General features: G+C 59.0%; 20 protein-coding genes. 12 read left to right on the forward strand and 8 right to left on the reverse strand.

Going from position 1 to position 24,905, the window contains the following annotated elements:
- From pqqC to QMM04_RS00310, 4 genes are all read right to left on the reverse strand, one after another.
- On the reverse strand, positions 1 to 756 hold the full coding sequence (gene pqqC / locus QMM04_RS00295; RefSeq protein WP_282995444.1) for a pyrroloquinoline-quinone synthase PqqC: 756 nt from the start codon (positions 754 to 756) through the stop codon (positions 1 to 3).
- A complete protein-coding gene (pqqB, locus tag QMM04_RS00300; protein ID WP_021505973.1) occupies positions 753 to 1,679 on the reverse strand; it encodes a pyrroloquinoline quinone biosynthesis protein PqqB in 927 nt (308 codons plus the stop codon). Before pqqB ends, pqqC begins: the two co-directional genes overlap by 4 nt.
- A gap of 55 nt (positions 1,680 to 1,734) precedes the next feature.
- Positions 1,735 to 1,806 (reverse strand): pyrroloquinoline quinone precursor peptide PqqA, encoded by a 72-nt coding sequence (pqqA, locus tag QMM04_RS00305; protein WP_010617686.1) that lies wholly within the window; start codon positions 1,804 to 1,806, stop codon positions 1,735 to 1,737.
- A 149-nt stretch (positions 1,807 to 1,955) separates the two neighbouring features.
- Positions 1,956 to 2,975 carry a dipeptidase gene (locus QMM04_RS00310; RefSeq protein ID WP_227746481.1) on the reverse strand — a complete coding sequence of 340 codons (1,020 nt, stop codon included), beginning with the start codon at positions 2,973 to 2,975 and terminating at the stop codon, positions 1,956 to 1,958.
- A gap of 387 nt (positions 2,976 to 3,362) precedes the next feature.
- Here QMM04_RS00310 and sapA point away from each other — a divergent pair, with 387 nt between their 5' ends.
- From sapA to QMM04_RS00345, 7 genes are all read left to right on the forward strand, one after another.
- Complete coding sequence (sapA, locus tag QMM04_RS00315; protein WP_282995445.1) at positions 3,363 to 4,985, forward strand: ABC transporter substrate-binding protein SapA; 1,623 nt, start codon at positions 3,363 to 3,365, stop codon at positions 4,983 to 4,985.
- Between the two features lie 2 nt (positions 4,986 to 4,987).
- A complete protein-coding gene (gene sapB, locus QMM04_RS00320; protein ID WP_021505968.1) occupies positions 4,988 to 5,953 on the forward strand; it encodes a putrescine export ABC transporter permease SapB in 966 nt (321 codons plus the stop codon).
- Positions 5,940 to 6,830, forward strand: coding sequence for a putrescine export ABC transporter permease SapC (gene sapC, locus QMM04_RS00325; RefSeq protein WP_021505967.1), 891 nt, complete (start codon positions 5,940 to 5,942; stop codon positions 6,828 to 6,830). Before sapB ends, sapC begins: the two co-directional genes overlap by 14 nt.
- Complete coding sequence (gene sapD / locus QMM04_RS00330; protein ID WP_021505966.1) at positions 6,830 to 7,825, forward strand: putrescine export ABC transporter ATP-binding protein SapD; 996 nt, start codon at positions 6,830 to 6,832, stop codon at positions 7,823 to 7,825. The genes sapC and sapD overlap by 1 nt, the downstream gene beginning before the upstream one ends.
- Positions 7,825 to 8,628, forward strand: a complete 804-nt coding sequence (gene sapF / locus QMM04_RS00335; protein WP_058758607.1) for a putrescine export ABC transporter ATP-binding protein SapF — start codon at positions 7,825 to 7,827, stop codon at positions 8,626 to 8,628. Before sapD ends, sapF begins: the two co-directional genes overlap by 1 nt.
- Positions 8,629 to 8,769: 141 nt before the next feature.
- Positions 8,770 to 9,558: an enoyl-ACP reductase FabI gene (gene fabI, locus QMM04_RS00340; protein ID WP_021505963.1), complete on the forward strand. Its 789-nt coding sequence runs from the start codon at positions 8,770 to 8,772 to the stop codon at positions 9,556 to 9,558.
- A gap of 193 nt (positions 9,559 to 9,751) precedes the next feature.
- Complete coding sequence (locus QMM04_RS00345; RefSeq protein WP_058774636.1) at positions 9,752 to 10,882, forward strand: hypothetical protein; 1,131 nt, start codon at positions 9,752 to 9,754, stop codon at positions 10,880 to 10,882.
- Here QMM04_RS00345 and QMM04_RS00350 read toward each other — a convergent pair.
- Positions 10,879 to 11,775: a LysR family transcriptional regulator gene (locus QMM04_RS00350; protein ID WP_132462945.1), complete on the reverse strand. Its 897-nt coding sequence runs from the start codon at positions 11,773 to 11,775 to the stop codon at positions 10,879 to 10,881. The two genes, QMM04_RS00345 and QMM04_RS00350, sit on opposite strands and share 4 nt — an antisense overlap.
- 188 nt (positions 11,776 to 11,963) lie before the next feature.
- Positions 11,964 to 13,553: a PTS transporter subunit EIIC gene (locus QMM04_RS00355; protein WP_104092982.1), complete on the reverse strand. Its 1,590-nt coding sequence runs from the start codon at positions 13,551 to 13,553 to the stop codon at positions 11,964 to 11,966.
- 247 nt (positions 13,554 to 13,800) lie between these two features.
- Here QMM04_RS00355 and QMM04_RS00360 point away from each other — a divergent pair, with 247 nt between their 5' ends.
- The 5 genes from QMM04_RS00360 to pdeR all read left to right on the forward strand — a co-directional run bounded on the left by QMM04_RS00360 (position 13,801) and on the right by pdeR (position 22,850).
- Positions 13,801 to 16,110 (forward strand): FdhF/YdeP family oxidoreductase, encoded by a 2,310-nt coding sequence (locus QMM04_RS00360; RefSeq protein WP_282995446.1) that lies wholly within the window; start codon positions 13,801 to 13,803, stop codon positions 16,108 to 16,110.
- A 126-nt stretch (positions 16,111 to 16,236) separates the two neighbouring features.
- The gene (locus tag QMM04_RS00365; protein WP_215785866.1) at positions 16,237 to 18,171 is read left to right on the forward strand and encodes an exoribonuclease II; all 1,935 of its coding nucleotides are present in this window, start codon (positions 16,237 to 16,239) and stop codon (positions 18,169 to 18,171) included.
- A 184-nt stretch (positions 18,172 to 18,355) separates the two neighbouring features.
- Positions 18,356 to 20,422, forward strand: coding sequence for a carbon starvation CstA family protein (locus QMM04_RS00370; protein WP_141495400.1), 2,067 nt, complete (start codon positions 18,356 to 18,358; stop codon positions 20,420 to 20,422).
- Positions 20,415 to 20,711 carry a CstA-like transporter-associated (seleno)protein gene (locus QMM04_RS00375; protein WP_088517171.1) on the forward strand — a complete coding sequence of 99 codons (297 nt, stop codon included), beginning with the start codon at positions 20,415 to 20,417 and terminating at the stop codon, positions 20,709 to 20,711. Before QMM04_RS00370 ends, QMM04_RS00375 begins: the two co-directional genes overlap by 8 nt.
- 153 nt (positions 20,712 to 20,864) lie before the next feature.
- Positions 20,865 to 22,850 carry a cyclic di-GMP phosphodiesterase gene (gene pdeR / locus QMM04_RS00380; protein WP_058758614.1) on the forward strand — a complete coding sequence of 662 codons (1,986 nt, stop codon included), beginning with the start codon at positions 20,865 to 20,867 and terminating at the stop codon, positions 22,848 to 22,850.
- 15 nt (positions 22,851 to 22,865) lie between these two features.
- Here pdeR and QMM04_RS00385 read toward each other — a convergent pair whose 3' ends face one another.
- Both QMM04_RS00385 and araD read right to left on the reverse strand, forming a co-directional pair.
- On the reverse strand, positions 22,866 to 23,732 hold the full coding sequence (locus QMM04_RS00385) for a crotonase/enoyl-CoA hydratase family protein (RefSeq protein ID WP_021505954.1): 867 nt from the start codon (positions 23,730 to 23,732) through the stop codon (positions 22,866 to 22,868).
- A 294-nt stretch (positions 23,733 to 24,026) separates the two neighbouring features.
- Positions 24,027 to 24,725, reverse strand: a complete 699-nt coding sequence (gene araD / locus QMM04_RS00390; protein ID WP_058774630.1) for an L-ribulose-5-phosphate 4-epimerase — start codon at positions 24,723 to 24,725, stop codon at positions 24,027 to 24,029.
- Between the last annotated feature and the right edge of the window lie 180 nt (positions 24,726 to 24,905).

The raw sequence follows: 24,905 nt of genomic DNA on the forward strand, positions 1-24,905 counted from the left end.
TTACACCAGTCTTGTACTGTGCCAGGCGACCTGATCGGTCACCGTGTGGTACGGCGGACGCTGCAGCGCGTATGCCATGGTCATGGCATCCAGCATGGTCCAGAGAATGTCGAGTTTAAACTGCAGGATCTCCAGCATACGGTTCTGCTGCTCAGCGCTGGTAAAGACTTCCAGCGCCAGCGCCAGGCCATGTTCGACATCGCGGTTCGCCTGGCTCAGGCGGCTGCGGAAGTAGAAATAGCCTTCCTCTTTGATCCACGGATAGTGCTGCGGCCAGCTGTCGAGGCGCGACTGATGAATCTGCGGGGCAAACAGCTCGGTGAGCGAGCTGCACGCTGCTTCCTGCCAGTTGGCGCGACGCGCAAAGTTGACATAGGCATCAACGGCAAACCGTACGCCCGGCAACACCAGCTTCTCTGACAGCAAGACTTTGCGATCGAGACCAACCGCTTCTCCCAGCTGCAGCCAGGCTTCAATACCGCCTTCCTCACCGTTACGGCCGTCGTGATCGAGGACACGCTGTACCCATTTACGGCGCGTTGCCGGATCCGGACAGTTGGCCATGATCGCCGCATCTTTCAGCGGAATATTGGTCTGATAGTAAAAACGGTTCGCCACCCAGCCCTGAATCTGCTCGCGCGTCGCGGCACCGTTGTGCATCGCGATATGGTAAGGATGATGAATATGGTAATACGCGCCTTTGGCACGCAGCGCCTGTTCAAAGGCTTCGGGTGACAACGCCTCGGTAATGATCACGATGCGGACTCCTGCAAATGAATCGCCATGCCGTCCCAGCTCACTTCAATGCCCTGCTGCGTCAGGAACTGGCGCTGCGGCGAATGCTCGTTGAGGATCGGATTGGTGTTGTTAATGTGAATCAGAATTTTGCGTCTGGCCGGCAGCGCGGCCAGCAGCGCCATCAGCCCCTGCTCTTCCGCCAGCGCCAGATGGCCCATGGCTTTGCCGGTATTTTTGCCGACGCCGGTGGTCAGCAGCTCATCATCCTGCCACACAGTGCCGTCGATCAGCAGGCAGTCGGCTTTTTGCAGCCACGGCATAATCACCGCATCCGGTTCGCCGAGGCCCGGCGCATACAGCAGCGTCTGCCCGCTGGCGGTGTTTTCGATAAACAGCGCCACGTTATGTCCCGGCAGCGGACGATCGCGATACGGCGAATACGGTGGCGCGTTGCTGAGAATCGGAATGGCGGTGAATTGCAGACTGGCGCAGACGTCAACGCGAAACGGCTCAAGCGGCGTAAGCGCACGATGCTGCAGGCCGCCGTTCCAGTGCTGCAGCATGGTAAAAATCGGGAAGCCGCTGGTGAGGTCGGCATGCACTTCCGGCGTGCACCATACCTGATGCGGACAGCCCTCACGCAGGCTCAGCAGACCGGTAGTGTGATCGATCTGGCTGTCGGTCAAAATAATGCTGCCAATCGCCGTTCCGCGCAGCACGCCGTGTTTCACCAGTTCCGGTGTCCGGGCGATTTGCTGGCTGATGTCCGGCGAAGCGTTGCACAGCACCCAGTCGGTACCGTTATCGCTGACAATGATTGAGGATTGGGTGCGCGCCTGCGCCTGGAGCGTGCCGTTACGCAGCCCGCTGCAGTTGGCGCAGTTACAGTTCCACTGCGGAAAGCCACCGCCAGCCGCCGAACCGAGGACTTTAATAAACATGTGAAGGACCGAAGCAGGAAAAGAAAATGCCCGCACGAACGGCGGGCAGGACGTCTTAGCGGTTGGAGATGTACAGCGTTACTTCCAGGCCCAGACGCAGGTCAACAAACTCAGGTTTTTTCCACATAATATTCTTCCTCATAGTCTTAAAACGCAGAGCAGGCTCTGCTAAAAACATTGCGACAGAAACAAAGCTTCCGCCAGCAATGGATAACGCGGGGCGATGTTGCGCCAATGTAGCGAGCAGATCAACCCTGATTGCGTAAGGAAATACACTTACGCCTGCCAGATTTGGTGCAATACCCGCTGCCAGTTGCCCCAGGCAAGTTGTTCCAGCAATGCCTGATCATAGTTGAGACTGCGCATCAGCGCATACAGCCGCGGCAAACCGGTGACATCTTTAAGCTCTGCGGGCACGCTGATGCCGTCAAAATCCGACCCCAGCGCGACGTGATCGCTTCCCATAATAGTCATCAGATGCTCACAGTGTTTAACAATTTCGATCAAGCCGCCATCATCGTCGCGCTTACCGTCGGCGCGCAGAAAGGCGTTGCCGAAATTAATGCCGACCACGCCACCGCTATCGCGAATCGCCCGCAGTTGGTCGTCGGTAAGGTTGCGCGGCTGCGCGCACAGCGCGTGCGCATTCGAGTGACTGGCGACCAGCGGCGCGGATGAGAGCCGGGCCGTGTCCCAGAACGCTTTTTCATTCATGTGCGACACGTCGATCATCATGCGCTGCTGATTCGCCAGCGCGATTAGACGCTCGCCGTCGGCAGTCAGCCCCGGACCGCTATCCGGCGAACCGGGAAATGCGCCGGTGACGCCAGCGCCAAAGCGATTTTCCAGATTCCAGAACGGACCGATGCTACGCACGCCCGCCTGCCAGAAGGCGGCAAGATCGGCGCCGTCGCCGTCAAAACCGTCCGCGCCCTCAATGTGCGCCACCATTGCCAGTATGCCATCGCGCCGGCAGGCGGCGATATCGGCGGTGCTGAGGCAGAGGCGCGCCCGGCCGTCAGAACGGGCAACCAGCGTTTTCAGAATCTCCAGCTGCTGCCACAGGATCTCCAGCGGCTGCCAGGCTTCACTGGCCAGCTGCGGCGCCTTTTCGCTGACGTAGCGCTGCGGTGGCACAAACAGCGCAAACAATCCGCCGGCAAAGCCGCCCTGCTGCATGCGCGGAAAATCGAGGTGTCCTTTTTCGATACCGGTAAAGAAGGCGGCGGCTGGATCGTCGCGATGATGCAACCACAGGTTGAGCAACAGGTCATTATGACCATCAAAGGTTTTGATTAACATTGGGTTATCCGCCCGGGAATTCATGGCGTTATGCTACGCGTGTCGCGCAGGTTCGCCAAATACCGGCGCACAAAGCGTGTGTTCAGTCTGGCCAGCACAAAAAAAAGCCCGCAACACGAGGTGCGGGCAACGTAATACTGGAAGCAATGTGAGCAATGTCGTGCTCTTCTTCGGTAGAGCCACCGTCGAAGCGCAGAAGAATAATAATCATTCCTATTATCATCTGTAAAGCTCTAATTGAGAATTTTTCTCATTTCCACACTAAGGTTGTGCTTACCCCCGTCGCCCGCTGGGTAAAAAAAGCGCAGATACGCGGCGGATTTGGGGAGTGCGCGTGCTTTGCGATACACTCTCGCTATTGTCCGAGAATCGTTGAGTTCTATGCCAAAATTATTCCCCGCGCTGCTGCTTGGTCTCAGCGTCCTGAGTGCCTCTGCGCTCGCCGCGCCCGCGGACTCTATCCGCCACAGCGGCTTTGTCTATTGCGTCAACGGCACGGTTAACACCTTCAACCCGCAGATGGTCAGCAGCGGGCTGGTGGTCGATACGCTGGCGGCACAGTTGTATGACCGCCTGCTCGACGTCGACCCTTATACCTATCGTCTGATCCCCGATCTGGCGCAGAGCTGGGAAGTGCGCGATAACGGCGCGACTTACCGCTTCCACTTGCGCAAAGATGTTTCGTTCCAGCATACCAACTGGTTTACGCCGACGCGCAAAATGAACGCCGACGACGTGGTCTTCAGCTTTGCCCGCATGTTCGATCGCCAGCATCCGTGGCATAACGTCAACGGCGGCAGCTATCCCTACTTCGACAGCCTGCAGTTTGCCGACTCGGTGCAGAGCGTGAAGAAGCTGGATAACGACACGGTAGAGATCCGCCTCAACAGCCCGGACGCTTCGTTCCTGTGGCATATCGCCACCCACTACGCGCCGGTGTTGTCGCAGGAGTACGCCAGCCAGCTGAGCGCGGCAGGCCAGCAGGAACAGCTGGATCGCCAGCCGGTGGGCACCGGCCCGTTCCAGCTGAGTGAGTACCGCACCGGGCAATATCTGCGTCTGGCGCGCAATCCGCACTACTGGAAAGGCGTGCCGCGTCTGCAACAGGTGGTGATCGACCTCGGCGTGGGCGGCACTGGTCGCCTGTCGAAATTGCTGACCGGCGAGTGTGACGTACTGGCCTACCCGGCCGCCAGCCAGCTGTCGATTCTGCGCGACGATCCGCGCCTGCGCATGACGCTGCGTCCTGGCATGAACATCGCCTATCTGGCGTTTAACACCCGCAAACCGCCGCTCGACCGTCCGGAAGTGCGCCACGCGCTGGCGCTGGCGATCAATAACGAGCGGCTGATGGAGTCGATTTATTACGGCACGGCGGAAACCGCAGCCTCGATTCTGCCGCGCGCCTCGTGGGCTTACGATAATGATGCGCGCGTGACGGAATACAATCCGGCAAAAGCGCGTGAGGCACTAAAAGCGCTGGGCATTGAAGATTTGCATCTGCGCCTGGTGGTGCCGACCACCTCGATGTCATGGAACCCCAGCCCGCTCAAAACCGCTGAGCTGTTGCAGGCGGATCTGGCGCAGGTGGGCGTGCGCGTCACCATCGCGCCGGTCGAGGGACGTTTTCAGGAAGCACAGCTGATGGCCATGAATCACGATTTAACCCTGACCGGCTGGGCCACCGACAGTAACGATCCGGACAGTTTCTTCCGCCCGTTGCTGAGCTGTGCGGCGATTCGTTCGCAGACCAACTACGCGCACTGGTGTTCGCCGGCGTTTGATGAGGCGCTGCAGCGCGCGCTGCTGTCGCAGCAGCTGTCGGCGCGTATTGACAGCTACGATCGCGCCCAGCAGATGCTGGCGCAGACGCTTCCGGTGCTGCCGCTGGCGTCATCGCTGCGCCTGCAGGCTTACCGGCACGATATTAAAGGCCTGGTGCTGAGTCCCTTCGGTAATGCCTCGTTCGCCGGGGTTTACCGCGATGAGCACGGCGAGGAGTAAGCATGATCATCTATCTGTTGCGTCGCCTGCTGTTGTTGATCATCACCCTGTTCTTACTCTCGCTGGTGAGTTTCAGCCTGAGCTATTTCACGCCCAACGCGCCGCTGGAAGGCGCCTCGCTGTTCGATGCCTGGTGGTTCTGGTTTAAAGGGCTGCTGCAGTTTGATTTCGGCGTTTCCAGTACTAACGGTCAGGCAATTGATATACAGCTGCGCGAGGTGTTTCCCGCCACGCTGGAACTGTGCGTGCTGGCGTTTATGCTGGCGCTGCTGGTCGGTATTCCGCTCGGCATCTGCGCTGGCGTAATGCGCAATAAATGGCAGGATAAAGCCATCAGCGCGCTGGCGCTGCTCGGCTTCTCAATGCCAGTGTTCTGGCTGGCGCTGCTGTTTACCCTGCTGTTTTCGCTGACGCTCGGCTGGCTGCCGGTTTCCGGCCGTTTCGACCTGCTCTATCCGGTGCAGAACATTACTGGTTTTGCCCTGATTGACGCCTGGCTTAGCCCTTCACCGTGGCGGCATGAGATGCTGGTCAGCGCGCTGACGCACCTGATTCTGCCGGTGATTGTGCTGGCTGTGGCACCGACCACCGAAGTGATTCGCCTGCTGCGCAACAGCACCAGCGACGTGATGGATAAAAATTACGTCAAGGCAGCGGCAACGCGCGGCTTGTCGCGCTTCACCGTGATTCGCCGTCACGTGTTGCACAACGCACTGCCGCCGGTGATCCCGCGTCTTGGCCTGCAATTCTCGACCATGCTGACGCTGGCGATGATCACCGAAGTGGTGTTCAACTGGCCTGGACTGGGGCGCTGGCTGATTAACGCTATCCGTCAGCAGGATTACGCGGCGATCTCCGCAGGCGTGATGGTGGTTGGCGGGCTGGTAATTCTGGTCAGCGTACTGTCGGATATTATCGGTGCGGCGCTCAATCCGCTGAAACACAAGGAGTGGTATGCCCTCAGATAACATCTACGCCGAGAAGCGGCTGCCGAGTGCGTTTCGCCTCAGCTGGCAGCGCTTTTATCGCGATACCAGCGCCATGATTGGCCTGTACGGCTTCGGCATCCTGCTGTTTCTCTGCCTGTTCGGCGGGCTGCTGTCCCCTTACGGTATCGACCAGCAGTTTCTCGGCTATCAGCTGTTGCCGCCGTCGTGGTCGCGCTACGGCGATGTCTCCTTCTTTCTCGGCACTGACGATCTCGGGCGCGATGTGCTAAGCCGTTTACTGAGCGGCGTGGCGCCGACGGTTGGCTCTGCGCTGCTGGTAACGGTGCTGGCAGCAATCTGCGCGCTGCTGCTGGGCGTGCTGGCGGGAATTACCCACGGTTTGCGCTCGGCGGTGATGAATCACGTGCTGGATACGCTGCTGTCGATTCCCTCTCTGCTGCTGGCGATTATCGTGGTGGCCTTTCTTGGCCCGCGGCTGGAGCATGCGATGCTGGCGGTACTGCTGGCGCTGATCCCGCGTCTGGTGCGCGAAATCTACACGGCAGTGCATGACGAGATGGAAAAAGAGTATGTGGTGGCGCTGCGGCTGGATGGCGCGCGCAACCTGAATATTCTGTGGAATGCGGTGCTGCCAAACGTCCTGCCGCTGCTGGTCAGTGAATTTACCCGCTCGCTGTCGATGGCGATCCTCGACATCGCCGCGCTCGGCTTTCTTGACCTCGGCGCGCAGCTGCCCTCGCCCGAATGGGGTGCGATGCTGGGTGACGCGCTGGAGCTGATTTACGTGGCGCCGTGGACGGTGATGCTGCCGGGTGCCGCGCTGATGGTAAGCGTATTGATTGTCAACCTGCTGGGCGATGGCATCCGTCGCGCCGTCGCTGCGGGAGTGGAATAATGCCGTTACTGGACATCCGAAATCTGACCATTGAATTCATGACCGCTGAAGGTCCGGTGAAAGCGGTCGATCGCATCAATCTGACGCTAAACGAGGGCGAAGTGCGTGGCCTGGTGGGCGAATCCGGCTCGGGGAAAAGTCTGGTGGCGAAAGCCATCTGCGGCGTGACCAAAGATAACTGGCGCGTCACCGCCGACCGTATGGTGTTCGATGATATCGACCTGCTGCGCCTGTCGCCGCGCGAACGGCGGCGCATCGTTGGCCATAACGTGTCGATGATTTTTCAGGAGCCGCAATCCTGTCTCGATCCTTCTGAAAGTGTCGGCCGCCAGCTGATGCAGGCCATTCCACGCTGGACCTTTAAAGGCCGCTGGTATCAGCGCCTGTGGTTCTGGCGCAAAGAGCGCGCCATTGAGCTGCTGCACCGCGTCGGCATTAAAGATCACAAAGACATTATGCGCAGCTTCCCGTATGAGCTGACCGAGGGCGAATGTCAGAAGGTGATGATCGCCATCGCGCTGGCCAATCAGCCGCGCCTGTTGATTGCCGATGAGCCGACCAATGCCATGGAGCCCACCACCCAGGCACAGATTTTCCGTCTGCTGAGCCGCCTCAATCAGAATAACAACACCACGATTTTGCTGATCAGCCATGACCTGCGCACCATGAGTCAGTGGGCGGACCGCATCAACGTGATGTACTGCGGACAAACGGTGGAAACCGCGCAGAGTGACGATCTGATGGAAACGCCGCACCATCCGTATACGCAGGCGCTGATCCGCGCCATGCCCGACTTTGGCCGCGCGCTGCCGCATAAAAGCCGCCTGAATACGCTGTCCGGCGCGATACCGTCGCTGGAACATCTGCCGATTGGCTGCCGTCTCGGTCCGCGCTGCCCTTACGCGCAGCGTAAATGCATCGAAACGCCGCGCCTGAGCGGCACTAAAGCGCATCTTTATGCCTGTCACTTCCCGCTGAATATGGAGAGCCAATAATGGAAACCCTGCTGGAAGTGCGTAACCTGAGCAAAACCTACCGCTACCGCACCGGGCTGTTCCGGCGCCAGCATGTTGAAGCGGTGAAAAACGTCAGTTTTACCCTGCGCGAAAAGCAGACGCTGGCTATTATCGGCGAAAACGGTTCGGGCAAATCCACGCTGGCGAAGATGCTGAGCGGCATGGTGGCGCCAAGCGAAGGCGAGATGCTGATCGACGATCACCCGCTCTCTTATGGCGATTACGGCTACCGCAGCCAGCGGATTCGCATGATTTTTCAGGATCCGTCGACGTCGCTCAATCCGCGCCAGCGCGTCAGCCAGATCCTCGATTTTCCGCTGCGGCTGAATACCGATCTTGATGATGAAGCACGCGAAAAGCGCATCATTGCCACGCTGCGTCAGGTCGGTCTGCTGCGCGACCACGCCGGCTACTATCCGCACATGCTGGCCCCCGGCCAGAAGCAGCGTCTGGCGCTGGCGCGCGCGCTGATTCTGCAGCCGAAGGTGATTGTCGCCGATGAAGCCCTCGCCTCGCTGGATATGACCATGCGTTCGCAGCTGGTGAACCTGATGCTGGAGCTGCAGGAGAAACACGGCATCGCCTATATTTATGTTACTCAGCATCTTGGCATGATGAAGCACATCAGCGATCAGGTGCTGGTGATGCATCAGGGCGAAGTGGTGGAGCGCGGCGGCACCGCTGACGTGCTGGCCTCGCCGCTGCACGACTTAACCAAACGGCTGATTGCCAGCCATTTTGGCGAAGCGTTAACCGCCGAGGCGTGGCGGCGCGAACGTTGAGTGCTACAGCCGTAGCGGAAAACGCGGTGCGATTTACCCCATTTGATACAGACGTGCTAGAATCCGCACGTCGATTAACGTCGGTCGCACAATTTTTAATCATCGCGACCGCCAACAACAATGACCATAAGGATTACAGCTATGGGTTTTCTTTCCGGTAAGCGCATTCTGATTACTGGCGTTGCCAGTAAACTTTCCATCGCCTACGGTATTGCGCAGGCGATGCACAAACAGGGCGCAGAACTGGCTTTCACCTACCAGAACGACAAACTGAAAGGTCGCGTGGAAGAGTTCGCTAAAGAACTGGGTTCAGACATTGTTCTGCCGTGCGATGTGGCAGAAGACGAGAGCATCACTGCCCTGTTCACTGAACTGGCAAAAACCTGGCCGAAATTTGACGGCTTTGTTCACTCCATCGGCTTCGCCCCGGGCGACCAGCTGGATGGCGACTACGTGAACGCCGTTACCCGTGAAGGCTTCAAAATCGCGCACGACATCAGCGCCTACAGCTTTGTGGCGATGGCCAAAGAGTGCCGCGCGATGCTGAACCCGAACGCAGCACTGCTGACCCTCTCTTACCTGGGTGCAGAGCGCGCTATCCCGAACTACAACGTGATGGGTCTGGCGAAAGCGTCGCTGGAAGCCAACGTGCGTTACATGGCGAACGCGATGGGTCCGGAAGGCGTGCGTGTTAACGCCGTGTCTGCCGGTCCAATCCGTACCCTGGCCGCATCAGGCATCAAAGATTTCCGTAAGATGCTGGCACACTGCGAAGCGGTAACCCCGATTCGTCGTACCGTTACCATCGAGGACGTGGGTAATTCGGCGGCCTTCCTGTGCTCAGACCTGGCGGGTGGTATCACCGGTGAAGTGGTGCACGTCGATGGCGGCTTCAGCATTGCCGCAATGAACGAGCTGGAACTGAAATAAGTTCTGCGGGCGAGCCAGGTGCTCGCCCTTTTTATTTTCTCTCCCCCTTTATAGCCGCACGCTATTAATTATTCCCCATCATTCTTTTGCCGTGGACAGCCGTTCAGCGACGATAAGCTAGCCCTTGAGTGGCGATGCGCTTTTCAGATTTGCCCGTTGTGCACTCAGTCCGTTTTTTGCGAAAGGAATGACCATGGAACACCGCCGTTCTCCCGGCCATGACCACTGGTTTTATGAAAGCCAGACTCGCCCGCATACGTCCGCTACTGCTCCCCTGGTTCCCGAAGCCGCTCATATTGATGACCGTTTTCTGCTCGGCCTGCAGCAGGAAGCCAGCGCCCTGCAGCCGCTGCTGCAGCACTTTCAGCCAGTGCTACAGGCGGCACGTGACCTGAGCCATACCCTGCTGCCCGATGCGGTCAGCACCTCGCTGACCCATACACTAACGCTGTACGATCGTCTCAGCACCGCACTCACGGTGGCGCAGGTGGCTGGCGTGCAGCGGCTGTGCAATCACTACTCGGCGCGGCTTAATCCGCTGCCGGGACCGGATTCTTCGCGCGAAAGCAATAATCGCCTGACGCAAATCACCCAGTATGCGCGCCAGCTGGCGATGCAGCCTGAGCTGATTACCGCCAGCAGCATCAGCGCGCTGGATGCGGTAGGCCTGACTGAACCCGATATCGTTACGCTCAACCAGCTAGTAGGCTACGTCAGCTATCAGGCGCGCGTGGTCGCCGCGCTTCAGGCGATGATGGGCCTGCCGGTGCGCTGGATCCCTGGCGTCACGCCGCCCACCGACGCCGATGCGGTGCTGTTCAGTCAGGCTGCTGCCTGGCAGCACGCCCTCAAGCCGGTTGAGCTGCGCTATGCCAGCGCTGACCAGCTGGCGGCGGTGACCTTTTGTCAGGGTATGGCCGGACTCGACGACGCTGTCTGGCTGCTGGTGCACGATGCCCAGGCGCTGTATGGCTGGGCGACGCTGCGTCAGCGGCTTGAGGCTTATGGTGGGGAAGAGGAACAGCTGGCGCAGGCAGTCAGCGCGCGCGTACTGGGCTGCCGACGCCAGTTCGCGCAGCTGGCGAACGGCTGGCGCACGCGTTTGCTACACGATGTGGATCAGGCCAGCGATGACAGCCTGACGCAGCAGGTGATCGCGCTGAGCGCCCAGCTTACCCGGCTGCCGGAGCGCTTCAGTGCCGCCCATCTGCAGCCGCTGTTAAACGCGGGCTGGGGCAGCGAGCGCCTGTTCACACTGATGCAGGCGGTGGCATTTGCCAGCTGGCAGGATCGACTGCTGATGGCGCTGGGCGAAGCGCGCTAATCCGCCAGGTGGCGTCGTGCTTCGTCAAAGAAGTGCTGCGACAGCGGCGACGCCCTGCCCGGCTCGGCAATCACCAGCGCCGCCTGACGTCCCATCGGCGCGATATCAATCGGCCGGCGAGCCAGATGGTGCAACATTTCCGGTAGCAGATGGCCGCAGGGCGACACCATGACGCCCAGGCCAACCTGCGCACTCTGAATCAGCTGCATCACCGAGGCGCTTTCCACAATCACCCGCGGCAGCACGCCGGTTTCACGCAGCTGTCCGTCGAGGTAACGCCGGAAATAGCGCGTGGGCTCGGCCAGGCACAGCGGCTGGCTCGCCAGCGTGTACAGCGATAGCCGCTCATGCTGCAGCAGCGCCGGGAAGTGATCGGGATGGAAAATGGCTTCGACACCGCGATCGTTGAGCAGCGCGGTCTGGAAATGCAGTTCCCGCAGTGACGTCAGCTCAAAAAAGCCGATACCGCCGTCCACGGTGTGGCTGTTAAGCGCTTCCAGCAGTTGATCGGCGCTCATGGCGGAAACGCGATAGTCGAGCTGCGGATAGCGCGCTTCCACCGCTTTCAGTAACGCCGGCAGCGCCACGCTGCACTGCGGCATCACGCCCAGCCGCAGCGTGCCGTTGACGCCGTGTTTGAGCGACTCCACTTCCAGCTTCAGTCCCTGATACACCGAAACAATTTCGCGCGCCCACGTCAGCACGCGTTCCCCTTCTGGCGTGAAGCCGTCAAAGTTGTTGCTGCGATTGATCAGCGACAGCCCAAGCTCACGCTCAAGGTTTTTAAGCCGCATCGAGAGCGTGGGCTGGCTGACGAAGCTGGCCTCCGCCGCGCGGCCAAAATGGCGCTCGCGCTCCAGATTGCACAAATAAATCAATTGCTTGATGTCGATTTTCTTATCCACCGTCGAATTTTTATCGCGTTATGGTAGCAAAACTCGTCGCGCCCCAACGCGCACTCAGCAAAGAAATTTCTGCGTTGTCAGGCGGATTGCTCAGGCGGATAGCGGGTGATGTATACGCGGAGACGCGGCGGGTCGCCACCGACCGCGCCCCACATGATTAACGGTACCGCCCGGCATCAGGCGACGCCGAGCGCACTTTTCACCTCGTTAGCGATTTTCTCGACCTGCGGCCCGTAAATCACCTGCACATCGTGCTCACTGACGCGGTTGACGCCGTTGGCACCGGTCGACAGCAGCGTTTGATCCACCACTTCTTTCATCTCTTTGACCCGCACGCGCAGGCGAGTGAAGCAGCAATCGACGTCCTCTATATTGGCCTCTCCGCCCAGCCCGCTGATGATCACGCGGGTGCGTTCATCCGCCGCCACCTGCAGCGGTTTGGCTTCCTCTTCGGATTCGCGCCCCGGCGTTTCGACCTGCATCCGGGTAATCACCAGGCGAAAGCCCCAGTAATAAACCGGCGCATAGATGGCGCCCAGCACCAGCGTCCACCACCAGTGGGTTTTGCTGCCGCCGAGAATGCCAAACACCAGCAGATCAATCGCGCCGCCCTGCACGTTACCGATCATCAGGTGCAGCATCGACATCAGCATAAATGACAGGCCGGTCAGCAGCGCGTGCATCACGTACAACACCGGTGAGACGAAGATGAAGCAGAACTCCAGCGGTTCGGTGATGCCGGTGGTAAACGAGGTCAGCGCGCCGGCCAGCACCAGCGCTTTGACCCGCTGCTTATGTTCAGGTTTGGCAGTGTGATAGATGGCCAGCGCGGCGGCGGGCAGACCGAACATCATTACCGGGATTTTGCCCTGGGCGAGAAACTGCGTGGCGGTACGCACGGTGTCGTCCGGAATCGCGCCGGGATGGGTCAGCGAGGTGTTGAAAATATTCAGCGCGCCGACGATGGTCTGGCCGTCCACCGTCGCCATGCCGCCAATCGGCGTAAAGCGCACGGTTTCATTGAGGATGTGATGCAGGCCGGTCGGGATCAGCAGGCGCTCGCAGGCGCCGAGCAAAAAGGCACCGTACTGACCGCTTTTACCGATCATCTGACCGACCCACGCAATGCCCTGGCCGATGGTTGGCCAGATTAGCGCTAGCAGCACGCCCGTCAGCGGCAGCACCACCACCGTCACGATGGGCACAAAGCGACGGCCGCCAAAAAAGCTGATCGCCGTGGGCAACTGCTGGGTATAGAAGCGGTTGTGCAGCATCACAGTGAGAAGGCCGGCAATCACCCCGCCCAGCACGCTCATGTTGTAGGTAAAAATGCCGAGCATGTCGATGTACTCGGCTGACGTCATCATGGCGCTGGTCTGGTCCATACCCGCCTGCTGCAGCGCCTCGGGCGTGGTGGTGGCTGCCGTCAGCCCTTTCGCCGCCAGCGTGGCGCTGATCCCCACATTCATGGCGATATAGCCAATCACTGCCGCAAACGCGGCGGTGGGTTTCTCCGCTTTGGCCAGCCCAATTGCGCTGGCGACGGCAAAAAATACCGGCAGGTTGGCAAACAGCGCGCCCGCCACTTTACGAATAAAACCGATGATCAACTGCGGCACCTGTAAACTGGCAAATGCTTCACCGGTGATCGCCGGATTCTGCAACGCGGCGGCCAGACCGAGAAAAATACCGGCGGCAGCAATGACGGAGATCGGCATCATTAAGGCTTTGCCGAATGCGTGAACCTGACTGGCAAGTTGCTTCATGGAGCGCGCCCTTTTGCTAACGGAAAGAGCAATTATTAGCCACTATTTGGCCGCGCACTTACCCGCCGGCGCGCGACAGCGGATAATTTATGATGGCGATCACGCTTTTACCCCTGGCGCGCGATAAACGTTAACTATCGCACCATTAAGTCAATCAATTAGACAACTTTTGGCGTCAGTCGCACACTTCTCACCAACAGAAGTCATATTCTGATAACAATTCATAAACAATAAGCCTGCGACTATCATGAAATTTAAACGTAAGATTCAGCCCTATCGCGCCGCTGCGGGCGGCTGGGGCTCGCTGGAAGCCACCACCCGTTTTGTCCTTGACAGTAAAGCCGCCCTGAAAAACATGCGTAACCTGATGCGCATGAACAAAGCGCGCGGCTTTGACTGCCCGGGCTGTGCCTGGGGCGATGATAACAAGAGCACCTTCAGCTTCTGCGAAAACGGCGCGAAAGCCGTGACCTGGGAAGCGACACGCCGCGTCGTCGAGCCAGAATTTTTTGCCCAGCACAGCGTCAGCACCCTGTATCAGCAGAGCGACTATTTCCTTGAGTATCAGGGCCGCCTGACCCACCCGATGCGCTACAACAGCGCGACCGATCACTATGAGCCGATTAGCTGGGATGACGCCTTTGCGCTGATCGCGCAGCATTTGCAGGCAATGGATCATCCGGACCAGCTGGAGCTGTACACCTCCGGTCGCGCCAGCAATGAAGCCTCGTGGCTGTACCAGCTGTTTGGCCGCGTGCTGGGTACCAACAATTTCCCTGACTGCTCCAACATGTGCCACGAAGCCAGCGGCACCGGACTGAAACGCAGTATTGGCGTCGGTAAAGGCACCATTCGCCTGGATGATTTCGACCACGCTGATGCGATTTTTGTCTTTGGCCAGAACCCCGGCACCAACCATCCGCGCATGCTGCACAGCCTGCGTCACGCTGCCGATCACGGCGCCAGAATCGTGACCTTTAATACCCTGCGTGAGCGCGGCCTGGAACGTTTTGCCGATCCGCAGAAGCCGCTGGAAGTGGTGACGTCGATGGCCGGCAACATCAGTTCTGCCTATTATCAGCCCAACCTCGGCGGCGATATGGCGGCGGTGCGCGGCATGGTTAAAGCGCTACTGGAAGAGCAGCGTAAACGGCTGGCCACCGGTGAAAAAGGCATTTTCGATCAGGCCTTTATTGACGCCAACACCCAGGGCGTTGAGCAGTATCTGGCGGCTGTGGACGAGACCCGCTGGGAGCAGATTGTGCAGCAGTCGGGCCTGAGTGAAGCGCAGATTCGCGAAGCCGCCGCCATTTACCAGAGCGCCGAACGGGTGATCATCACCTGGGCGATGGGCATTACTCAGCACAAACACTCGGTCGATACGGTACGGGAAATCGTTAACCTGCAGCTGCTGTTTGGCCAGCTCGGCAAACAAGGCGCGGGCCTGTGCCCGGTGCGCGGCCACAGTAACGTGCAGGGTAACCGCACCATGGGCATCGACGAGAAACCGTCGAAAGCGTTCCTCGATGCGCTGGGCGCGCATTTTGCTTTTGAACCGCCGCGCGAGCACGGTCATAACACGGTTGAAGCGCTCAACGCCATGCTGCGTGATGAAGTCAAAGTGCTGATTGCGCTGGGCGGTAACCTCGCCGCGGCGGCGCCGGACTCACCGGTTACCGAAGAAGCGCTGCAGCATTGTGGTCTGACGGTGCACATCAGTACCAAGCTGAACCGCAGCCATCTGGTACCGGGCCACGAAGGCCTGATTCTGCCGACGCTGGGCCGTACCGAGCGCGATCGCCAGGCCAGCGGTAACCAGTTCATCACCGTGGAAGATTCGTTCAGCATGGTGCACGCCTCAGAAGGTGTCGGCATTCCGCTGGCAGAGACGCAGCGTTCGGAAACAGCCATTGTGGCCGGGATCGCGCATGCGACGCTGGGCAGCGACCACATCGACTGGCTCGGCATGGCCGCTGACTATAACGTTATTCGCGATCACATTGCGGCGACCATCCCCGGCTTCGCTGATTTTAACCGTCAGTGTGATATTCCCGGCGGCTTTTACCTTGGTAACGCTGCTGCAGAACTGCGCTTCAATACGCCATCGCGTCAGGCAGAATTCAGCGCGGCGGCACTGCCGACCTCGCTGTTCCCGCAGCTGGGCAATGACGTTGAAGTGCCGTTCACGTTGCAGACGCTGCGCTCGCATGACCAGTACAACACCACCATTTATGGCCTGGATGACCGCTATCGCGGCGTGTACGGTCAGCGTGAAGTGGTATTTATCCACCCGGACGACATGGCGTCCCTCGGCTTCAGCGAAGGGCAGCTGGTCGACATTGAAACCCTGTGGAATGACGGTCTGACGCGTCGCGTCAGCGGCTTTAAGCTGGTGCCGTATAATATTCCGCGCGGTAACCTTGCCGCCTACTATCCGGAGACCAATCCGCTGGTACCGCTCTCCAGCTACGGTGACGGCAGCGGCACGCCCACCTCCAAATCGGTACCGGTGAAGCTGGCGCTGACCGCCGCCGCGCCCACCCAGCGTATCGCCTGAGTTCTGTGCGTTACCAGAAAGTAAAAAGCCGCGTAAAGCGGCTTTTTCGCCTGTTTTAGCCTTGCCGCGCGGACCTGATTCGCGTAAAACTGTCCACCGCTCTTAGGCCACGAAACTAAATATATTATGTTCCAGGATAACCCGCTGCTCGCGCAGCTGAAAGAGAAGCTTCACGCGCAAACTCCGCGCGCCGAAGGTGTTGTGAAAGGCACGGAAAAAGGCTTTGGCTTCCTCGAAGTTGACGCTCAGAAAAGCTACTTCATTCCCCCTCCGCAGATGAAGAAAGTGATGCACGGCGACCGCATTTCCGCCGTGATCCACACTGATAAAGACCGCGAGAGCGCGGAGCCGGAAACCCTGATTGAGCCGTTCCTGACGCGCTTTGTCGGCCGCGTGCAGAAAAAAGATGACCGCCTGTCTATCGTGCCGGATCATCCGCTGCTGAAAGACGCGATTCAGTGCCGTGCGGTGCGTGGCCTGACCCACGATTTCCAGAACGGTGACTGGGCTGTGGCAGAGATGCGCCGCCATCCGCTGAAAGGCGATCGCGGTTTCTATGCCGAACTGACCGAATTTGTTGTCACCGCGGACGATCACCTCGCACCGTGGTGGGTAACGCTGTCGCGCCACAATCTGGAGCGCGAAGCGCCGGAAGTGGGCTTTGGCGAGATGCTGGACGAACAGCTGCAGCGTGAAGATCTCACCGCGCTGAACTTTGTCACCATCGACAGCGCCAGCACCGAAGATATGGACGATGCGCTGTATGTTGAAGAGCTGGCAGAAGGTAAGCTGGCGCTGACCATCGCTATTGCCGACCCGACCGCTTACGTTGCTGCCGGCAGCGAACTCGACCAGATGGCCTCCAGACGCGCCTTCACCAATTATCTGCCGGGCTTTAATATCCCGATGCTGCCGCGCGAACTGTCAGATGATGTCTGCTCGCTGCGCCCTAACGTCAGGCGTCCGGCGCTGGTGTGTCGCGTTACTGTGCTGCCGGATGGCAGCCTGGCTGACGATGCCCACTTCTTTGCCGCGTGGATCGAATCCAAAGCCAAGCTGGTGTACGACGAAGTGTCGGACTGGCTGGAGAACAGCGGCAGCTGGCAGCCGGAAAATGACACCATCGCGCAGCAGATTCGCCTGCTGCATCGCCTGTGCCTGGCGCGCGGCGAGTGGCGTCAGACGCACGCGCTGGTGTTCAAAGATCGCCCTGACTACCGCTTCGTGCTGGGTGAGAAAGGCGAAGTGCTGGATATTATTGCGGAACCGCGCCGCATCGCTAACCGCATCGTGGAAGAAGCGATGATCCTCGCCAACGTCTGCGCCGCTAAAGTGCTGCAGGAGAAGCTTGGCTTCGGTATCTACAACCTGCACACCGGTTTCGACCAGGCGAACGCGGAACAGGCGGCTGGCGTACTGGCTGGTCACGGTATCACGGTTGATCCGCAGGCCATTACCACGCTGGAAGGCTTCCGTCAGCTGCGTCGTCAGCTTGATGCGCAGCCAACCCAGTATCTCGACAGCCGCATTCGTCGTTTCCAGAGTTTCGCCGAAATCAGCACCGAACCGGGCCCGCACTTTGGTCTCGGCCTCGACGCCTACGCGACCTGGACGTCTCCGATTCGTAAATTCGGCGATATGATCAACCATCGTCTGCTGAAGGCTATCGTGCGCGGCGAAAGCATTGCGCGGCCACAGGATGACGTGACCCTGATCATGAGTGAGCGTCGCCGTCTCAACCGCATGGCCGAGCGCGATGTCGGTGACTGGCTGTACGCGCGCTTCCTCGCGCCGTTTGCCGGCACTGACCGCAAATTCAGCGCGGAGATCATCGACGTTTCGCGCGGCGGCATGCGCGTGCGCCTGCTGGAGAACGGTGCGGTCGCCTTTATCCCTGCCCCGTTCATTCACGCCGTGCGTGACGAACTGGTGTGCTCGCAGGAGAGCGGCACCGTGCAGATCAAAGGTGAAGTGGCCTACCGCGTAACCGATGTGATTGATGTAACCATCGCCGAAGTGCGCATGGAAACACGCAGCGTGGTGGCCCGTCCGGCCGCCTGAGCATGAAATCGTGCGGGATAACAGCCGTTATCCCGCATTTTTCCCCGCCCGCCTGAACAGTTGTTAAATTTGTTTCCCGCTTCACACTTCTGATCCGATTCCCTGTCGTTAACAATTCATTACATTACTTTTAACTTGTTGTATTCCGATCGCCTTTTTCCCGGTCCCTACAAGGAGTTAACTCATGAACAACGTCAGAACCGGATTGATCTGGTTAGCGGTGGCGTTAATTGGTGCGGCTGCGTTCGCCATGCTGGCGCTCAGTCGCGGCGAGCACGTTAATGCCGTCTGGCTGGTGATAGCCTCCGTCGCCTGCTATAGCATCGCGTATCGCTTCTACAGCCTGTTTATCGCCAGGCGCATTTTTGAGCTGGACGACCGGCGCCGCACGCCGGCAGAGCGCTTCAATGACGGGCTGGACTATGTTCCTACCAACAAATGGGTGCTGTTTGGCCACCACTTTGCCGCCATCGCCGGTGCCGGTCCGCTGGTCGGGCCGATCCTGGCGGCGCAGATGGGTTTTCTGCCCGGCACCATCTGGATTCTGGTCGGCGTGATGCTGGCCGGCGCGGTGCAGGATTTTCTGGTGCTGTTTATCTCCACGCGCCGCGACGGTCGTTCGCTGGGTGAGATGGCGCGCCAGGAACTGGGCTCGTTCGCCGGCGTGGTCACCATGCTCGGTGCGCTCGGTGTGATGATCATTATTCTCTCCGCGCTGGCGCTGGTGGTGGTGAAAGCGCTGGCTAACAGTCCGTGGGGGCTGTTTACCATCGCCGCCACCATTCCGATTGCCTTGTTCATGGGCGTGTATATGCGCTTTCTGCGTCCGGGTAAAATCGCCGAAGTGTCGATCATCGGCTTTGTGCTGATGATGGCGGCGATCATTTACGGCGGTGACGTGGCGGCCGATCCGTACTGGGGACCGATTTTTACCCTGAAAGGCACCGAGCTGACGTGGGTGCTGGTGATCTACGGTTTTGTTGCCTCGTCGCTGCCGGTGTGGCTGCTGCTGGCGCCGCGTGATTACCTCTCCACTTTCCTGAAAATCGGCGTGATCATCGGGCTGGCGGTGGGCATCCTGTTCGCCATGCCGGAACTGAAGATGCCGGCGGTGACGCGCTTTATCGACGGCACGGGGCCGGTGTTCTCCGGCGCGCTGTTCCCGTTCCTGTTTATCACCATCGCCTGCGGCGCGATCTCCGGCTTCCACGCGCTGGTGTCGAGCGGTACCACGCCAAAACTGGTGGAGCGCGAAAGCCATATTCGCTTTATCGGCTATGGCGCCATGCTGATGGAGTCCTTTGTGGCGATCATGGCGCTGATTTGTGCCTCGGTGCTCGATCCGGGCGTCTACTTTGCCATGAACTCACCGGCGGCGCTGATTGGTACCACGGTGGAGAACGCGTCTCAGGTAATTAATGGCTGGGGCTTTGTGGTGACGCCGGAGATGCTGAGCGGTATTGCCGGCGAAGTGGGCGAAAGCACCATTCTCTCCCGCGCCGGTGGTGCACCGACGTTTGCCGTCGGGATGGCGCATATCATCACCGAGGTGTTTAACAGCCGTGCAATGATGGCGTTCTGGTATCACTTCGCCATTCTGTTTGAGGCGCTGTTTATCCTCACCGCCGTTGATGCCGGTACCCGCGCCTGCCGTTTTATGGTGCAGGATCTGGTCGGGACCGTGATACCTTCGCTGGCTAACAACCGCTCGTGGCTAGGGAACATGGCCGGTACCACCGTGGCGGTGGCCGGCTGGGGTTTCTTCGTGTATCAGGGCGTGGTCGATCCGCTCGGCGGCATCAATACCCTGTGGCCGCTGTTTGGCATCGGTAACCAGATGCTGGCGTCGATGGCGCTGATCCTCGGTACCGTGGTGCTGTTCAAAATGAAAAAGCAGCGTTACGCCTGGGTGACGATTGTGCCGACCGCCTGGCTGTTTATCACCTCCATGACCGCCGGCTGGCAGAAAATTTTCCATGAGAAACCGTCAATTGGTTTCCTCGCGCAGGCCAGTAAGTTCCGTAAAGGTCTCGATGAGGGCGTGATTATCGCACCGGCGAAAACCGTGGCCGACATGCAAACCATCGTGTTCAGCAACCAGATCAACGCGGCGCTGTGCGGCTTTTTCATGCTGGTCGCGGTAACCATGCTGATTGCGGCGTTCTTCGTGATCCGGCGCGCGCTGCGCAGTTCGGTGCCGACCACCCATGAGTCGGACGTGTCACTCCGTCAGGAGGTGCGCAATGTCTGAGGCCATTTTACGCTGGAAAAAGCCGCACGCGGGCTGGCAAATTCAGCAGTGCTTACCGCTCGCTGCCCGCGCCCCTGCCGCGCCGCGCTCACGCTGGCAGCGTCTGTGGCAGGGATTACAGCAGAGCTTCCGGTTAATGGTGGGCGTGCACGACTATCAAACTTATCTGAAGCATATGCGCGAAAAACATCCGGAACAGCCCCCCATGGATGAGCGCGCCTTCCATCGTTACTGCCTGGAGGCGCGTTTTCCCAGCCAGGCGGGCAAACTCGGCAAGTGCCCGTGCTAACCTTTCAGCCCCGGAATCCGGGGCTTTTTCGTGCCATTCTTTAATAAAAACAAAAATATATTCAGTTTGCATCTTGTGCTGGCGCAGGAGGTTGAATACTGTTGCTAAAATAATGAGATACCCCTGCTGCGCATTCCTCCGGAGGAAGTTTCCATGACCGATGAACAAGGGCAAACGTTGCTATATACCTTGTTTGGCACAACCAGCCCTCATTGGCGTTTAACTTCAGATAGCGATGCGCTGCATTTTGCCGAAGATGAAAATGCCAATACCAATATGGCGGTGCCCCTGACGCCGGCTCAGGCCAGTCTGCTGCGTGCCATGACGGTAATTACTTCCAGCATCAACCTGACTCTTTCACTGCACGGCTCACCGGTGCCGATGCACTTTGTCGGCCGTAAAGTGAATCAGTCCACCTGGGCCGGCACTGCGTCCGCCTGGGGCGATACCTCGTCGGTGGCGCGCGATTTAACCCTTGGCCTCTCCTTCGCCGAACAGGTGGTGTCAGAAGCGAATTCGGTGATCGTCATCCTCGATCAGCGCGGCAACATTCAGCGTTTTAACCGCCTGAGCGAAGAGTACACCGGCCTGAAAGAGCAGGAAGTAATTGGCCGCAATGTGTTTCAGCTGTTTATGACCAAGCAGGAAGCGCAGGCGTCGCGCCGTAACATCGCCGGCTTCTTTCGCGACGGCAACTCCTACGAAGTGGAGCGCTGGGTTAAAACCCGAAAAGGTCAGCGACTGTTTCTGTTTCGTAATAAGTTCGTCCACAGCGGTAGCGGAAAAAATGAAATTTTCCTCATCTGTTCCGGAACCGACATCACAGAAGAGCGTCGGGCGCAGGAGCGCTTACGCGTTATGGCCAATACCGACACGGTGACGGGCCTGCCGAATCGCAACGCTATCCATCAGCAAATTAGCCTGGCACTGGAGCTGGCTAACGGCAGCCAGACCGGCGTGGTTTACCTCGATCTCGACAATTTCAAGAAGGTAAACGATGCCTACGGCCATATGTTTGGCGACCAGCTGCTGCAGGCGGTGTCGCTGGCGATCCTCAGCTGTCTCGGCAAGGACCAGACGCTGGCGCGCCTCGGCGGTGATGAGTTTGTGGTACTGGCTGAGCACACCAGTCAGGCGGCGCTGGAGGCGATGGCCTCACGCATTCTGGAGCGGCTGCGTCAGCCGTTCCGTATCGGGCTGATCGAAGTCTACAGCGGCTGCTCGATTGGTATCGCCCTCGCCCCGCTGCATGGTGAAGATCGCGAAAGTCTGATTCGTAACGCCGATACCGCGATGTACCACGCTAAAGAGAACGGGCGCGGCAAATTCTGCGTGTTCGCCAGCGAGATGAACCAGCGCGTATTTGAATATCTGTGGCTGGATACCAATCTGCGCAAAGCGCTGGAGCAGGATCATCTGGTGGTGCACTATCAGCCGAAGATCGATCGCGACGGCGAAGTGCGCAGTGCCGAGGCGCTGGTGCGCTGGAATTCACCCGAACGCGGTCTGGTGCCGCCTGGCGATTTCATCTCTTACGCGGAAGAGTCCGGACTGATTGTGCCGCTCGGGCGCTGGGTGATGCTGAACGTGCTGCAGCAAATCGTTAAATGGCGCAGCGAAGGCATTTACCTGCGCGTCGCAGTGAACGTTTCCGCCAAACAGCTGATCGACCAGAGCATCTACAGTGACCTGAAACAGGCGCTGAGCGAAGCGGGCATCAGTGAGTGCCCGATAGACATCGAGCTGACGGAAAGCTGCCTGATCGAGAACGAGGCCGGTGCGCTGAAGCTGATGAAACAGTTTCAGGAGTTAGGCGCACAGGTGCATCTGGATGATTTCGGCACGGGCTACTCCTCGCTCTCCCAGCTGGCGCGCGTGCCGATCGATGCGATTAAGCTGGATCAAAGTTTTGTGCGCAATATCAACAAGCAACCGGTATCGCAGTCGCTGGTGCGCGCGATCGTTGCCGTGGCGAAAGCCCTGGATTTACAGGTCATTGCCGAAGGCATCGAAACCAAAGCCGAAGAGAAGTTTGTGCTGACCAACGGTGTCGATGGGCGTCAGGGTTATTATTATGCGAAACCAATGCCCGCAGAGCAGCTCGGGCATTGGCTGGCTAAGCATCCTGCCCGCGTTTAACGTCTTAGCGTACTGCTAACCGGCTTTACGCAGTGATGCGCTGTGACGATTTTGCAGCTGTACCAGACGTTCCATGTAGGCAATATCTTTCGGTTCCAGCGTGAAAGCATAGTCGACCCAATCCTCAGTAATATCCATCAGTTCTGCCCGTGACAGCTGCAGCACGCGCTGTCGCGCTTTCAGCATGGCACGGACTCCATTCAGTTTTGGCCGCAGCGTATCGATGAAGGTACGCGTGGTGCGGTAGCTGTCACCGGGCTGGAACACTTTGTCGACCAGACCACGGGTTTCATACCACTCTGCGCTGTGCGACTCCCCTTCACAGATCAGCTCTTCGGCCAGCTTCATCCCGGAGCGGCGGGCCACCAGTGAGTAGCCGCCCATGCCGGGGAACAGGTTGAAGGCAATTTCCGGGAAGCCCATACGCGCACTGTTCTGCGCCAGAATGAAGTGGTGCGCCAGCGCTGCTTCAAAACCGCCGCCCAAGGCACTGCCCTCAATCATCGCCAGCGTCACTGCGCCGGTGTCAAACCCGCGGGCCGCCGAATGGATGCAATCAACACAGGCGCGGGCGTAGGCGCGCAGTGCTTCACGGCGGTTGTTGCGAATGCATTCAACAAAGAAACGCAAATCGCCCCCGGCGTTAAACATCTGCGGCACCAGCGATCCGGTCACCCAGAAATCAATCGGCAGACCGGAACGCTGGGCGGCGTAGCTCAGGTTCATGATCTCCTCGATTAATTCGTGGTTGAAACTGGGGCGCGGCTGCGCGCGCAGCATCATCCACATGGTGTGTCGACCTTCCTCATAATAGGCGGCGAGCTGGGTGGTTTGGCCGACTTCGGTAAACAGGCGGCAGGTTGGTTGGTTAATTACTGTCATCGTCTCATCCTCTATTTATGTGATGCGTTAAACGCCACATCAGCGTAATGCAGAGTGAGGCCAGACCAAATGAGAGTTTGATTTATAACGTAAAATCCAGAGAGATCCCCGAGCCCCTGCCTGAGGAAAGATTAGCGGGCTTACTTAATGACGGCGCAACAGCCGGCAAGCGCATAAATACGCTTAACGCATGGTGAATAAACCACAGCATCGACAGTCCCCCGTCTCGTCCGGGCACGCAATCCCCTTAAATAAAAAAGGCACCCGCCGGTGCCTTGAGACAATATCACGCGCTCAGCCTTGCCCGTACCAGGCGTTCTTCCCGTGCTTGCGCAGATAGTGCAGGTCAAGCAGGGTCTGAGCGATAGGCGGTAGCTCGGCACGCAGCTGCTCAGTGTGCAGCGCCATGTAGGCCACCTCTTCCAGCACCACCGCACTGTGCACTGCGCTATGTGCGTCTTTACCCCAGGCAAACGGCCCGTGGGAGTTCACCAGCGCAGCAGGAATCGCGCCGGGCTCGATGCCGCGCTGCGCAAAGGTTTCAATGATGACCTGGCCGGTGTGCCATTCATATTCCTGCTCAATCTCTGCCCGTTGCATCGCGCGAGTGCAGGGAATGGTGCCATAGAAATCGTCAGCGTGCGTGGTGCCCCATGCCGGGATGTCCCTGCCCGCCTGCGCCCAGATGGTGGCGTGGCGCGAATGGGTGTGCACGATGCCGCCAATATCCGGCCACGCCAGATACAGTGCGCGGTGTGTTGCGGTATCCGAAGATGGCCGCAGCTGGCCCTCGACGACATTGCCGCTTTCCAGTTCGACCACCACCATGTCGTCGCGCTGCATCTGCTCATATTTAACGCCCGAGGGTTTGATCACCAGCAGCCCGCGCTCGCGGTCTACCGCGCTGACATTGCCCCACGTAAAGGTCACCAGGTTGTAACGCGGCAGGTCGAGATTGGCCTCCAGAACCTGCTGTTTCAGCGCTTCCAGCATTGTGTTTTCTCCGCCATACAGTCATTACTGAATTGTGCGGAGCCACCGCTAAAAACGTTATGGAGGGAATAGCTGGATTAGCAGCGGAAAGTGGCTAAAGCGGGCAAAGTGTGGGGTCTGGCGCACTAGCCATGTATTGTGGATCTGAATCGATAAACCGCCTCGTTGATGACAGTGCCG

The organism is Pantoea sp. Pa-EAmG (assembly GCF_030024295.1).
Taxonomy (GTDB): Bacteria; Pseudomonadota; Gammaproteobacteria; order Enterobacterales; family Enterobacteriaceae; genus Pantoea; species Pantoea dispersa.